Annotated in this window: 10 protein-coding genes; all 10 read right to left on the bottom strand. The window is 57.9% G+C overall.

Translation table 11 applies throughout. The annotated features are described in order from the left end of the window. On the bottom strand, positions 1 to 191 hold a 191-nt coding region (locus tag ONB25_08880; protein MDZ7392992.1), incomplete at its 3' end, for a hypothetical protein. Between the two features lie 68 nt (positions 192 to 259). Further along, positions 260 to 1063 carry a sulfite exporter TauE/SafE family protein gene (locus tag ONB25_08875; protein MDZ7392991.1) on the bottom strand — a complete coding sequence of 268 codons (804 nt, stop codon included), beginning with the start codon at positions 1061 to 1063 and terminating at the stop codon, positions 260 to 262. Beyond that, positions 1060 to 1695: a hypothetical protein gene (locus ONB25_08870; GenBank protein ID MDZ7392990.1), complete on the bottom strand. Its 636-nt coding sequence runs from the start codon at positions 1693 to 1695 to the stop codon at positions 1060 to 1062. Before ONB25_08870 ends, ONB25_08875 begins: the two co-directional genes overlap by 4 nt. A gap of 204 nt (positions 1696 to 1899) precedes the next feature. Beyond that, positions 1900 to 2841, bottom strand: a complete 942-nt coding sequence (locus tag ONB25_08865; GenBank protein ID MDZ7392989.1) for a PorV/PorQ family protein — start codon at positions 2839 to 2841, stop codon at positions 1900 to 1902. 15 nt (positions 2842 to 2856) lie between these two features. Further along, on the bottom strand, positions 2857 to 4710 hold the full coding sequence (locus ONB25_08860; protein MDZ7392988.1) for a hypothetical protein: 1854 nt from the start codon (positions 4708 to 4710) through the stop codon (positions 2857 to 2859). 5 nt (positions 4711 to 4715) lie between these two features. Next, positions 4716 to 6548: a hypothetical protein gene (locus ONB25_08855; GenBank protein MDZ7392987.1), complete on the bottom strand. Its 1833-nt coding sequence runs from the start codon at positions 6546 to 6548 to the stop codon at positions 4716 to 4718. Between the two features lie 10 nt (positions 6549 to 6558). Continuing rightward, the gene (locus ONB25_08850; GenBank protein MDZ7392986.1) at positions 6559 to 9393 is read right to left on the bottom strand and encodes a TonB-dependent receptor; all 2835 of its coding nucleotides are present in this window, start codon (positions 9391 to 9393) and stop codon (positions 6559 to 6561) included. 36 nt (positions 9394 to 9429) lie between these two features. Next, the gene (locus ONB25_08845; protein MDZ7392985.1) at positions 9430 to 10893 is read right to left on the bottom strand and encodes a hypothetical protein; all 1464 of its coding nucleotides are present in this window, start codon (positions 10891 to 10893) and stop codon (positions 9430 to 9432) included. A gap of 49 nt (positions 10894 to 10942) precedes the next feature. Further along, on the bottom strand, positions 10943 to 11554 hold the full coding sequence (locus ONB25_08840; GenBank protein ID MDZ7392984.1) for a hypothetical protein: 612 nt from the start codon (positions 11552 to 11554) through the stop codon (positions 10943 to 10945). 144 nt (positions 11555 to 11698) lie between these two features. After that, positions 11699 to 13765, bottom strand: coding sequence for a T9SS type A sorting domain-containing protein (locus tag ONB25_08835; GenBank protein ID MDZ7392983.1), 2067 nt, complete (start codon positions 13763 to 13765; stop codon positions 11699 to 11701). Between the last annotated feature and the right edge of the window lie 230 nt (positions 13766 to 13995).

Here is a 13995-nt window from a genome sequence, read left to right as displayed (position 1 = left end):
AAGAGTATGCGGCTCTCGTCCCCATTCAAGAACACGGTGAAGGTGGCTTCGGGCGCTTTGTGGCGGCAGAATTGGCCGTCGGCATGGGACACAAAGTTCCTGAAGTAGACCCACTGCGCCTGCAATGACGAGCTCCAGGTGCTCAACGCCACCAGCACCACTGCGGCGACCAAGATGCTCCGGTGGCACATTTGTGGCCCCCGCCTCCGAGGGGGGACGCGTGCCCTGCAAGTTCCTTCCGTCGTTTGCGCAAGCTGATTCATGAACCAACCAATGACCGGTAACTGACGAGCGCGCCGAGGCCCATGATGAGAAGTGCGCCAGCCAGAGAGAGGTAGGCGACCCCCCGCGCTTCCAGGCGGTGTTCTACCAAGTGGCGGGCCTTCACCATCACCAGGCCGATGGCCACCAACACGGAGGCCATGCCCACACTGAAACTGGCTACGAGTGCAAGCCCAAGCGCGACTCTGTGGAGCGAGACTGCCAGAAGCAAAATCACCAGCGCCTTGGGGCAGGGAACCACCCCACTCGAAAAGCCCAGTGCCGCAGCGTGCCACAACGTTGCCCATGGACGCAGAGTCCCACCAACCTCCTCGCGGCAAGGATGAGCGTTGTTCCTGTGTCGACCCCTGGAGTCCAACCAATGGCTGTGGCTGTGGCGTTCTTCGTGAGCATGGGCCGCACCCTGCGGGCCCCTGCCAACTAGGCTCCGCACCCGTACCACAAGCAGCCACGCGCCGATGCCACAAATCGCAACACCGGAAGCCAGAGCGAACCACCTGGCAACGCTCTCAGGCCAGAAAACGTCCGTCACCCACAATGCTACTAAGGCGACCACCAGGACCACCAGGACGTGCGCAAGGGAAAGGCTCAAAGCCAGGGCTACCGCGTCACGGCCCCTCCCCCGACTGCCCACCAAGTAGGCGGCCATGAGGGACTTGCCATGACCAGGTCCGAGCGCATGGAGCGCACCCAGGAAGAAAGCTACCGCCAACACCCCGAGCAAGAAGAGCGGCGAGACCTGTTCGTAGTACAGGACTTCTTTTAGCACATCCTGGTTCATGGGGTCTGCGGCTGGCAAGTGAACCGAACTCTTAACGTGGCGTACTTTCCTTTGCGAATGCGCAAGACCGTCTGGTCGTAAAACACACCGCTGATGAGTACCGTACCCAGCTCACGCTTGATATAGCCGGGGTAGGTAGACACAAACGTAATGGCCGGCGAGCCCACGACCCTTATCTGCAATAGCCGTCCAATGGCGCGTTCTTGTGCTTCCGTCAACGCGACCCGCTCTTTAGCCATGTCAATGAGAAGATTGCCGCCGAGAAAAAAAAGCCTGGGGTCGGCGGTGATCTCATGCACCCCTGCCGCGAGCGCACAGCTATCTACCACGAAGACCATCCGTAATCGCAGAGGAGCAAGGAGGCTGTCCTGAAGCAAACCGGGCGCATCGCACTCCACAAGGCGCACCCGAAAGTTTCGCCCATCTATGGACAACGGCTCCTCCCCAAGGAGTTTGTTCAGCGCGGCACCGAAGGTGGTGAAAAACGCTGCTACCTCCTGTTCGGTGAGGAGGCTATCCGCGTCCGTGTCGATCATGCAACGGGTATGGGGGGCGATTTGGCCCAGATAGAGCGACTCGTATTGGATTGTGACCAGGGTCGGGTCTACGTGCACCCACACCTGATCACGCATCTCCTCGGGAGTTTGAGAGAAGCGATAGTCGTGACTCCATATTGGCGAGGATGACAGCAGCAGGCACAACAAAGATACGCGCCAGCACCTGCAAAGCTTGAGGGCAATGGGTGCAACCTGGCGCCTTAGGAAAGCGCAGTGACAAAGGGCAGCAGACGCTATGCGGAAGGGTCCCCCAGACCTGTGTGTGATCCCTTCCAAGGCTCAAAACTGGGCGTTGATACCGATGCGCTGGGCCGCCCCCAACAGGCTGAAGTCGCTGTAGGCATAGTCCAACCGCAGGCGCACCCCCGCAAGGTCAAGTTGGAGTCCCCCACCAAATGCATATCGGGCCACGTCATGATTGAGGTGGTAGCCACCGCGCAGGAACAGGAGCCGTTGGTAGGACCACTCCGCGCCCAGGTCACCCAAAGGGCGCCCGTCGTTCGGTTTTACCGCAGAAAAACTCACCGCCAGCGTTTGCGTCGGTCCGTCGATGGCATTCATCGCCAAGCCAAAGGTGAAATTTGTCGGCAACGGATATGACTCATGCACAAACTTGACCTCGGAGCCAAAGTTGGCGATCTTCATCCCGAAGCGAAAGCCGCGAAAGTGCGTCACGTAGAGCACGCCAATGTCGGCGGCCACTGCTTCGCCCACAAAATCGGAATAGAGCGACATGCGGACGTAGTTGAGGCTCCCACCAAAGGTGACCCGGTCTGTCAGGTAACGCGCGTAACTGAGGCCCACGCGATAGTTGCCTGCATAAAAGGTCTCGCCTGTGCCGTCCGGCTGGAGGGGCGTTCGCACCATCATTTCGTCAGTGTAGAGGGCGGTTGCCGACAGGGCGAAAGTGCCGTTCCTCCCGAAGGTGTGCGCTGCGGCCACAAAGTCGTGGTTGATACCAGCAAACCACCCAGTATGGGTGAAGGCAACAGCGTTACTTGGGATCCACGCCAAAGCCGCTGGGTTGTAGTAGGCCGCTTCGGCGCCCTCCACCACCGCAATGAAAGCATCGCCCATGCCTGCGCCCCTGGCACTGACGCCGATCTTGAGGAACTGGGCATCAGTGCTGCCAGGTCGCTCGTACTGCGCCCATGCAGCCAGGGGCAGAGCCAGGAACAGGCTAAGCAGCGTTTTCAACCTTCTGCCGTTCTTGCTTCGCATAAGGCCCAACGTCCTCTACTTGATCACTACAAACTTGCCCACCTGCACTTCCCCAGTGTGCTTGTCCTCTACCGAGAACAGATAGATCCCGCTGGAAATGGCCTGCCCCACCGCAGAAGTCAGATTCCAGTCCTCATAGCCTCGAGTGGCATCGTCATGCTCGATGGTGGTCACAAGGTCACCGGCAAGCGTGTAGACCTTTATTGTGCAGTGCGCCGGAAGATTGATAAACTGCACCCGTCGGTCCTGTTCCATCCAGCGCTTGCGGGTTCCCGCTGGCTTTTCCCACTGCGGATTGTACTCATGATAGGCCACATCCCCGCGGTAAGGGTTGGGCACCACGGCCACTTGACCGACGCGTTCCGGCGGCGGCGTTCCTGGTACCACCCGCTTCGCATTGGCTGTGACGCTGGACTCCTGCGACGGGAAATTGGTCACCGAGTCCGGCTTTGAGAAGGCCGTCACGCTGTAGTAGTATTCCACATTGTTCACCAGGCCCACGTCCGTGTACTCATAGGCCAGCCCCGTGTTCTGCCCGTAGCGATTACCTGGTATGTCGTATTCGGCCAATAATGTCCACGGCCCCTGCGCGCTCACCGTGCTCTTGTACACGCGGTACCCTTCAAACGGCTGGGGGCTGTGGTCACCGCGGTAAGGATCATGGTACTTCTCAGGGTCAGCCTCCCCAGCTAATGGCTTCCACGACAGAGTCACACGGTGCGAAGCCGGATAGACGCGGAGCGGCGGGCGTGGAGGCGGAAAAGGCACGCGATACCGCCGGTCCCGCAAGAACTCCAAATACTTGGCGTTCTTCATGAGACCGGCCATCCCCATCCCGAATACCTCACCGATTTCAAAGTGCAGCGTGTCACCCACCTCAAGTCGGCGGAATGGCCCAAAGGCAATGGAGATGTGCGCCCGCTCGATATCCGGTCGGTTCTGCATGATCTCGCCGCTGGCCATCCCCAGCCGGTAACGAACCGGGTCCCTCCCCCACCCGGCCAAATCCTCGTGGTTGTACCACTTGAAGGTCCACTCGAGCGTACTATCTGCCGGATACAGCACCTTAATGCCGATAGGGCTAATCGCCGTACCATCATCGCCACCAGGGTTATCCTCTCCGACGGCCATGAATTGCTCGGGGAAGAAGTAGGTATGCTCGTCCAAAAAGTTGAGGGCAGCATCGTTGTTGCCGATCTCCCCATGCAGCCAGAAGCCCACATAGACTTCCCGGAGCGGGAACCTGGTAGGCATGACGTTGTAATTGAACACGATGAACTCATCCAACGGCGGTGAGCTCCACGCGTAACTCCACTGGATCACATCGAGGTACATGGGCGTGTGGTCGGTGACGTTGAGAATGTTGTAGTCACTATAGCGACAGACAAAGTCCTGATCGGAGACCGCGGCGTACCTGGGCCAGTAAGGGATATCCACCGTGTCCCCCTTGGTCACCACCCAGACCGTATCCCACGGTTCAGCAGTGGGGAAAAACTCATGAGGGGTAAAGTGGGTACGCGAGACTGAGACCAGCGTGTCGCCCGAGGGTGTGATCGCGCCAATCCAGATGCCACCCTGGTAGACGTGTTCCTCGTTGCTGCCAGGGGGCATCTCACAGTAAAGGAGCCCAGGGTAGCCTGCGCGCACGTTCTCATGCGTGTCGTCGAGGGTGCCCATATTGGTCACCAGTTGCCTGACCTTGCCCACGTTGTGCAATTTCCAATCCAGGTTGGTCCACTGCGCGTAGAGCGGCCCACCCCAGAGGAGTGCGCATGCGGCCACGATCAGCCAGCCGGCCACCCTGCCTATGCTGGCGCTGTCCAGCTCAGTGCCGATCAGAAAGCTCCTTCTGCCTCTTGCTCTTCTCATCCTTCTCATTTGATAATCACAAACTTGCCCACCTGCACCGCCCCTGTCCGTGTGTCCTTCACCGTGAACAAATAGATGCCACTGGAAACAGCCTGGCCCACTGCCGAGGTCAGATTCCAATCCTCATACCCCTTGTAAGGGTCATTGTGGGCGATGGTGGTCACCTGATCGCCCGCAAGGGTGTACACGGTTATCTCGCAGGCCTCGGGCAGGTTGATGAACTGGATGCGCCTGTCCTGCTCCATCCATCGCTCACGCGTCCCTTTCGGGCGTTCCCACCGCGGATTGTACGAGTCGTAGGCAATATCACCACGGTAGGGATTAGGTACCACCGCTACCTGGCCCACGCTGGCCGGCGGTTCTGTGCCAGGCACAACCACCTTCACGTTGGCGGTCACGCTGGACTCTTGCGACGGAAACCCAGAGACCGTGTCGGGCTTCGAGTACGCCGTCACCGAGTAGTAGTATTCCAGGTTGTTGAGAAGACCGAGGTCTGTATACTCATAAGCAAGACCTGTGTTCGCACCAAACTGGTTACCAGGCACGTCATATTCCGCCAGGAGCGTCCACGGGCCAGTGGGGCCGACAGTGCTCTTGTACACGCGATACCCTTCAAAGGGCTGGGGGCAGCTGTCTGCGCGATATGGGTCTTGGTACGTCTCCGGATCGGTATCTCCCGCGAGAGCCTTCCACCGCAGCACCACCTGGTGGCTTCTGGTCTCCACCCGAAGCGGGGGACGCGGGGGGGGAGAGGGCACTTTAAACTCGTTAGCCACCAACCAATCCATCCGGTCGGCATTCTTCAGCAAACCGTTCAACCCTTTGCCCAGAAGTTCGCCCACGTAGAACTGGACCGTGTCGCCCACACCCAAGCTGAAGGGACCGAAGGCAATGAAGAACTGGGAGCCGATGGGGTCAAGCTGGTTTTGCATGATGATCCCAGCCGCCATTTCAGCATATCGCTCTGGATCGCGCGCCGGAGGACCAAAGTCGGGATTTTGAATCCAGTTAAAGGTCCAGCGGAGCTTCGCCATGCCCTCGGGAGGATAGATCTTCACGCCGATTGGGCTGTATGCGTTCCCGTCAGTCCCACCAGTAGCATCGATCGACACGCCTAGATGCCGATCCGGGTAGTAGACCGAATAGTCATCCAGGGCAAACCCCCACCCTTCTCCCCGATAGCCTACGTTGCCGTCCAGCCAGTAGGCGATCCACACATTCTGCAGGGGTTTGGCGGTCGCGGTCACCCGGTAGTTGAAGACAATCATCTCATCCAACGGCGGAGAAGCCCAGGCGTAGCTCGCTTGAATGACGTCCACATAAAGCGGCGTATGCAAAGCGATATTGGTGAGATGAAAGTCAGCGTAACGGCAGACAAAATCCTGGTCGCCCACTGCCGTGTAGCCTCGCCAGTAGGGAATATCCACCGTGTCCCCTTTCTCCACCACCCACACGGTATCCCACCTCGCTTGGCTCGGAAAAAATTCCACATCAGAGTGCCAGCTGGTGGTCACGGAGACCGCCGTGTCGCCGCCCACAATTGCTCCCACCCATATGCCCCCTTCGCCCACATGTTCCTCGTGGCTACCCGGTGGAAATTCGCAGTAGATGAGCCCTGACCAGCTCCCCCACAGAACCCAGGTGGGCCACAGAGAACCGATGTTGGAGACAAACTGGCGAACCTGTCCCACATCATGCAGCTTCCAGTCAAGGGCAACGCGGGCCTGCCCATGGCTGGTACAAGGCAAGACCGCAACAAAGAGAGCAAAGCTGAACACCACCCAGGACAATCGCAAGCGGCCTGGGCTCACTATGGGCTGCCTAGAATCGGCACCCATTACCCAGCTTCTAGTCCAATGACCAGTCAATGCTCGTCCCAATCTTAACATGACGGCCTGTTGAGAATTGGCGTGGGTCCATGAGGTTGTAAATCTTGTGCCAGCTCAGGTACTGGTAGACATTGATCGCCGTGAGCTGCGGATCCACGTCTCCATACTTGTACGGCTTGCCGGTCAATGTGTTGAAAGCATAGCTGATCTGCGTATTCTTCTGGTCGAACAGATTAAAAATGTCCACGAACACCGACAAGCGTACAGAACCGAAGCTAAAGGACTTGCGAACCTTTGCGTCGGTGGACATGGTCCAGGGCCCGCTTGCCGAGTTCTCGATCTTCTGGGCCACCACTGGATCCAAGGTGAACGGGGTGTACGGCTGCCCAGAGGAGGCCCGCGACAAAATGGTGATATTCCAATTGTCCGGCAGCGTGAGTCCAAAAAGCTTCGGGTGCTTGCGAGGTGGCGCCTCCAGCATGGCCTGGAGGATGAACTGGTGACGCACGTCCCAGCTCAGCCGCCGCTCCCGGATAGGTAGCGGAAAGTCGGTCAGCGAGCGGATGTAGTTCTCAAAGGCCGAAGAGGAGTAGCCGGTGGCCCATTGAACGGTATAGCTCAGTTTGCCAGAAGTAAAGTTTGAATAGCGCTTGGTCGTCTCGAACTCCAATCCGCGTGCCCGGGCGTAGCCCTTGTTGTCGTACAAATACACAGGAAGCCCCAAGGCTGCCCGGAGCTGAGTGGTCTCCACCTGCTGCGAGATATCCTTGGTGTAGCTCTTCACATCAACCGCCCAGTCGCGCAGGAACTGATGCGTGAAGCCAAACTCGTAGAGAATGGTCTGCTCAAAGTCCAAGAAGGGATTGCCGGTGAAACCACCTGTATAAGGATCACGGTACATGTACTGCAACTCAGGAAGCTGATTAAAGTGCCCATAGGAGAAAAAGATTACCGTGCGATCCGAGATGGGGAACGAAATGCCGAAGCGAGGGCTTACCTTGTACTTGAGCTGCTTCCAGTTGGCGCGCAGTCCAGTGGCATCCTCCCACGCCTTCTTCCAAGCCCTGTTCTCCACTGTGGAGCCTAACAGAAACCAATCCGTTCGGACTCCCGCATTGATGATGAGCGACCCTTTTTCAAACTTATCCTGGAGATAGAAACCTCCGCTGGTCGGATACGCGGTGAACACCCAGCGGTTCTGCCCAAACTCCTTAAAAGGACCGTTGGGCGCAATGAATGGCGGTTCGTTCTTGAACACGTAGAGCCCATAGTTCGAGAGCTTAACGCCCCCGTCTTGAATATCGATGTAGTGGATGTCGTTGTACTGAACCAACACGCCGGACTTGATCAAGTGATCCGGGTGGATCTGGGACGTAATATCCGCTTTGAGGGTGAAGGTTTTGGTCTTGTCATCTCGCCATATGTTCTGGTAGCTCTGTGCGTCGAAGAAACCGTAGCCGTCAGTGGTGGGTGCCTTGATTATTGATTTCAGCGAATCGGGGGCGCCGGAGAATGTGCGCACGTAGGTGTAGTAGTCATACTCCAGACCGTCCTTGTAGAAGCGCCAAAAGTCCGCCGGCGTCTTGCCGTCCAGCGACCCCTCATAGTCCACCCGTAGGTAGCCGAGATTGATGTTATAGAACGTGGAGGGCGACAGCGTGTGGTTCAGCCGCAGCATCAGGTTCTCGTTCCTGCGCGCATAGTCGGCGGTGTGGTCGGGGTAGTTCTTCCACAGCCAATCAAAGCTGCTCCAACTCTTCCATGAGCCGTTGTATGAAAAGCCCAGGTCAAGCTGCGGAGTGAGCTGCCAGCCAAGCTTCGCGTTGAAATTGCCATCGTTGTCCTGCTTTTCCCTGACCTTGAGTCCCAGAATAGTGATATCGTCGCGTCGGCGATGGTTGTTGTAGGGGGTATCGGAAAGAGTTCCGTTGCCGGAGAGGAAAAAGCTCATCTTCCCAGGGAAAGGCACTCCCAACTTGCGGAGGAGACCAGTTAAAGGCTCCGGCCCACCCAAATAGAAGGAGCCATAGTCGGTTGCGTAGGTATTGAGCATCTCCGAGGACTTGTATTCAACGCCTCCTTCCAAGCGCTGCCCGCCGGAGCGGGTAGTGATGTTCACTACTCCGGACTGGGCCTGACCATACTCAGCGTTGAAGGCCCCGGTGAGCAGCTCCATTTGCTTGATGTCGACGACGTTCAAATTGAGCACATCGCGGCCGCCATAGATAGGGTGGGTCACTGGCACGCCGTCCACCATGAAAAGGATCTCTCCACCGCGCCCCCCGCGCACGTGGATGTCCTTCACGCTCTCGTCACGCACCTGTAACTGGGTGCCATCACCGAAGCGGATGGCCTGAGGCGCAGCGTCGATGATCGTGCCTCCTTGCAGCAAGAACAGATCGGTCGTCCTCTCGAAACCTGGCGTCTGCTCGATCTGTTCGCGGCTGGTGGTCTTACGCGTGGAGGTGATGTCCAACTGCACCAACGGCTCCTCGGCCACCACCACCAGCTCCGGAAACTCAATGGCCGTGGATTCTAACTCAAAGTTCACCCGGGTGGTGAGGTCAACCTTCACCTCCACGTTGGCCACCGTCTTGGTGTGATAGCCGATGTAGGAAGCAAGTACCTCGTACCTGCCTGGTGGCACTTGCAGGATATAGTAGGCGCCTTTTATGTCTGTGGCGGCTCCCAAGGCGGTGCCCCTCACCATCACGTTGCAGCCGACCAGGGGCTCTTTGGTCTGCTTGTCGATGACCACCCCAGCAATCTTGCCCGTGTTGCCTGCAAACAGCTGCTGCACACACACGGCGAGTGCGCAGAGCGCCCACAAAGCGTGTCGCTGCCTCACCGGCATTTTTGCCCTCATACCCTTATCTGATCCCATGAGGCCTCAATAGCCAAGACTCCTGAGCATCTCTCGCGCCATGCGCGCGGCATCCTCCTGCTTGATAAAGAACATTGGAAAGCCCAACACGATGGCGTCGAAACTGGTTCCATAGTAGCGAATTCCCACCGGGTAGCCGCGGTAGGTGGGAATCCCCACGTAATCATCGTTCTTGTACCGCCAGATGACGCTGGTAAAGCCGGCTCGACGCGGCATCACATTCACGTACTGCAGCCCGATAACGGGGATCGACGTCAGGTAGGACTCGGACAACTTTAGGGAATCCACCCGGATGTCGCTGAAACGCAGCGTGTCGCTCGAATAAGCGCCATTAAAGTCCGGAATTGGCGGCGATTCATCGGCCACCATGATGTGCAGATAGTCGTAAATAAAATCGCCCTCGCGAAATGCCTTCGGGAATGGCTCCGCATGGGCAAACGACTTGAGAATGCGCCAGCCGCCCATGATAAAGTCCCCGCCGACATTCAAGTAGTCAATGATGTCGTTGATGTGGCGCGGAAGCTGATGCACGTCCCGCTCGTACGTGAAGTAGTTGTCAGCATGCCACACCACCAGCTTGTACTGCCCCAGCACTTTCTTCGGCGGCATGCCATTCTTCTCAAAGTCCCAGGAATCGCGTGTACCAAAGATCCGCGCGTAGAAGCTGTCGACGTCCGCGTCCTTGTAGCTCAGGCCAAAGGGGAACTTGGATTCAATTGTCTCATCGATGATGAGGATTGACTTGCTGAAAGTCGGCCTCACCAATTCTACGACGACCGCGTCGCCCACTGGGTCCACCAAATTGGTGTTGTCCCGGCAGGTGGCGCGGAGCGTATGCTTCCCTTCCAGCGGGCTAAAGTATTCGGGGCCAATGTAAACTGAGGTGTCCGGCATCCAATGCCACTCGCCGTCGTCCACCGCCCACGCATATTCCACCACCTCGCCGTCCTGATCACGGGCACGGAAAATGAGCTGAATCCCCAGCCACCAGTCTGTGGTCTGGTCAATGGCAAAAAATTGTTGATTGTTCGTTGGGGTTAGGATCTCTGTGGTTGGAAAGACCGTCTGGTACGTGTAGAACCACTTTTCCGCCGGTGTGGGGTCTACGTCTCCGTCATTGTCCACTGCGCGCACCTGAAAGCGCTGGCGGTTCAGCAAGTCGCTGGACTCGAAGGCAATTGTCTCGCGAGTCTGGTCGGTGCTCTTCCACTCCTGGACCGCGGAATCCCCGCGCATCACGTGGTAGGTGATGTAACGGTACTGGTAGCCGGCGATGTATCCATCATCGTCTTCCCCATCCCAGTGCAGGGTGACGAGGGCAAACAATGTGTCCCCATCCACCGGTATGTTGGCCAGCGTCGTGTTTGGAGGAATGTTCGGCCGGGCAGGTGAAGTCTTCCGTTCACAGGCACCCACGCCCAGGACAAGGAACACAGCCACCACACAGGCGGTCTTCACAGCAGACTTCATGAGCTTTGTCACCTCATGCTCAGGTCCCACTTCCAGGTTGCCCCCCAACTCACAGATTCTTGACGGCCACCACTTCGACATCAGGAATGAAAAGGTAGCTATCCCTGTAGCGACGCACGGAACGGAACGGACGAATGCGCACTTCTACCTCCGTAACTCCATTTTCTTCCACATGGAGTGCAACTGGGAGTTCCACGAAGGGGCTGATGTCTGTAGGCGCTTTCACGGGAATTTCGAAAGTGCCCAGACGCAGGATGCGCGGTGTCATGCCAAAGGTGATCTTGTCATAGGAAAAGGGCGGCACATGGCTTTCGTAGATGGTAAACTTGTGGTATTGGCCGCCTACGCGCTTGATGATATTGTAAACGACATCCTGCTGCTGGTAGGCGCGGGGGTTGGTGTACAACAGAGCGAAGGCACTGTCGTTGTAAACCTTGCCCTGGTAGACAGTTACGCCGAAACTGTCCCCTTCTGCCACTCGCACGGTGTCCTTGACGATCACAATCGAGGTGTCAGCCGGGTCAGATTGGAGTGTGACACGCAGGATACCAGGCTGGGGCGATACCTCAACCCCAGTGTCGCATCCGCTCGCACCCAGGACAAGCAAGGCACCAACCGCCCACAGGGCGCCAATCACACGCTCGCTTCTACGCATGCTCATGAGACCTCTGCGCAATGGTGAACAGAGAGCATCCACCGCCGGCAAGAGTCCACCTGCTAAGGGGACGCACTCTCTACCGACAACAGGACAAGGAAAACAGAGCGAGGGGATGGACTTTGGTCCACCCCCTCGCCCTCTCATTGACTAACGGACCAGCAACATCTTGCGGGTAGCGGTGAACCCGTCTGCTTCCAGACGATAAATGTAGACGCCGCTGGCCACGTCCCTACCCATTTCATCCTTGCCATCCCAGGTCACTACATGACGGCCCGGCACAACCTCCTTGTTCACCAGCGTCTTGACCCTAGCGCCCAGGAGATTGTAGACTGCCAACGTAACCTTGGAGCGACAAGGAACTGCAAAGCGAATCTCCGTGGTGGGGTTGAAGGGGTTCGGATAGTTTTGCGCCAGCTCGTAGCGGGCAGGCACTTCGGCCACCGACGGTTCTACGCCCGTGAACCTATTGTACAGCCGGGCAGCAGGATAGTTGTAGATCTTGATGTTGTCCAACCGACCCTGGAAGAAGGGCGGGTAAGTGCCACCCGCTGCCTTGCCAATGCGCAAAGGAGCGTTGCGCAATCGCACCGGCGTGTTAGACGGGAGGAACCGTCCGTAAAGCTTATTGCCCGCTGCATCCTCCAGCAGCAGCGAACCGATGCACACAGCAGGGAAGCCGGGCGGCGCATCCTGCACCTCAAAGACCACGTGGTACCACTTGCCGGGCTCCACCTGCGCCGTAGTCGTCAGCGTGATCGTCCCGTCCACAATGCCCTGCACGTGCCGGTTGTCGTCAAAGCGGATCTGGTAGTTATTGTCCGACCAGGTCTGGGCGGTTGCCGGCCTGTTGATGATCCGGCAGTAGTTCTCGATAGTGTCCGCCTTGAACCACAGATCAACGCAGAACTCCGTGCTCGACAGGAAAGGTGAGTCGACTTCCAAGTAGCTGGAATCACCCTCGAGGAACAACGAGTAGTTCCCAGCCGCGGCATCGGTGGAGTAAGTCGGCGCCCCAACCACGGTGACCGGATTGTGGTACGGCGATGCATCCACCGGCACACCCGCACCTTCTTCAAACCCAAGGTCGAGAATAGTGGTGTTGGGGCTGTAGATACCGAAGGTGTAGTACGGCATTGCTCCCCATCCGGCGTCGCGCGGGTACGCAAAGGAGAGCCCCTGGTTGTCCACCGCTTCCACGTAGTACTTGACGATTGAACCTAACGGTTGCTGCGGGATGGCCGCCGCGAAGGAATCACCCGCTACATGCGTCATCGGCACTGGGGTCCATGGGCCGCTGCCCACCGCGTAGTAGAGCGTTACGCTCTGGATCACAGACGCCATCAGCGTGTAGGCGTTAGCGCCGATGGGATAGCTCGTCACATCCGCCGTCTGGTTAGGCATGACCGTAACCGAGGAGACGATGGGCGGCACGGGGTACTCGCGCACCACATTGCTGATGCGGATTTCGTCCACAAAGCCATCCAGGAAGGAATCTCCGCCACCGCCTGCGTAGCCGATGTGCAAGGGTTGATTGGTCGTAATCGGCGTTGGGTCTGCTGCGCCAAAACTCAGGTAGTCGGCCACGGCGAAGGTGCGAAGGTTCCGCTGCGCGTCATGAATGATGGTCAGCAGCACATGTTTGGTTGTGTCGCGGATGAACGCCATGTGGTACCACTGGCCTGGCACCATGGTGTTGTCTGGGGAGTTGGCCTGCGGCCATGCGTCCTGAGAGGCCGTATGATAGCCACAGCTGAAAAACCGCGTGGAGCCCCACATCTCCACGAAGTAGTTGGGCCGCCAAAAGACCTCATCGCCCGTCTTGATGACCAAGCGCGGTACCCAGCGCCAGTCATCCGAGCCTTCACCAAAGGTAAAGATGTTGATCCACCCTTCGATGGTCCAGTTGCCCGTGAGGTCCAAGTACTGCGTATCGGCAACGGTCACATAGGCCGAGTCGGTGCGTGAGTCATTGTCGATGCGCAGACATTTGTTTAGTCCAGGAATCGGGTTGGGCAGGAAGAAGAAATTGGTCATTGCCCCGTGAAACTCGCCGTCTGCAGAAAACTGCGCGGCGTTCTTGAGGTCCCCGTCAAAGTGGAGCAGCAACATTGTGTGTTCGTCGGGCGTGTAGGGCCCGCCGATCTGTTGCGCGCTGACGACCGCCGCCAACACCCCAACAAGCATTGTCACCTTGAGCGTGAGCAATCTTGTCATCGAGGCACCTCCTCTCTCCAGTTTGTCACCTGTTACTCCCCAGGTGCGCACTATCACTGGTGGCACTCAAGCCAGCCCCCTCACTCTGCCGACTCGCATCACCTCCTTTTCCATAGCCTCTTTTCCGCCTCCGGCCACGCCCAAATCCCTCCACGCACTCCAGAGGTGGAGATTCGCAAAGGCTGACATAAAATACGAAAATGAGCCGCCTTTGTCAAGAATATTTTCAG

The organism is candidate division KSB1 bacterium (assembly GCA_034506335.1).
Lineage (GTDB): Bacteria > Zhuqueibacterota > Zhuqueibacteria > JANLFK01 > Oleimicrobiaceae > Oleimicrobium.
This window is presented reverse-complemented; position numbering and strand designations above follow the sequence as displayed.

What these genes read in the sequence shown, in the direction of transcription:
- ONB25_08860 (MDZ7392988.1), bottom strand. Translation starts at nt 4,710, where the DNA reads ATGAGAAGAGCAAGAGGCAGAAGGAGCTTTCTGATCGGCACTGAGCTG.
- ONB25_08875 (MDZ7392991.1), bottom strand. Translation starts at nt 1,063, where the DNA reads ATGAACCAGGATGTGCTAAAAGAAGTCCTGTACTACGAACAGGTCTCG.
- ONB25_08865 (MDZ7392989.1), bottom strand. Translation starts at nt 2,841, where the DNA reads ATGCGAAGCAAGAACGGCAGAAGGTTGAAAACGCTGCTTAGCCTGTTC.
- ONB25_08870 (MDZ7392990.1), bottom strand. Translation starts at nt 1,695, where the DNA reads ATGCGTGATCAGGTGTGGGTGCACGTAGACCCGACCCTGGTCACAATC.
- ONB25_08840 (MDZ7392984.1), bottom strand. Translation starts at nt 11,554, where the DNA reads ATGAGCATGCGTAGAAGCGAGCGTGTGATTGGCGCCCTGTGGGCGGTT.
- ONB25_08845 (MDZ7392985.1), bottom strand. Translation starts at nt 10,893, where the DNA reads ATGAAGTCTGCTGTGAAGACCGCCTGTGTGGTGGCTGTGTTCCTTGTC.
- ONB25_08855 (MDZ7392987.1), bottom strand. Translation starts at nt 6,548, where the DNA reads ATGGGTGCCGATTCTAGGCAGCCCATAGTGAGCCCAGGCCGCTTGCGA.
- ONB25_08850 (MDZ7392986.1), bottom strand. Translation starts at nt 9,393, where the DNA reads ATGCCGGTGAGGCAGCGACACGCTTTGTGGGCGCTCTGCGCACTCGCC.
- ONB25_08835 (MDZ7392983.1), bottom strand. Translation starts at nt 13,765, where the DNA reads ATGACAAGATTGCTCACGCTCAAGGTGACAATGCTTGTTGGGGTGTTG.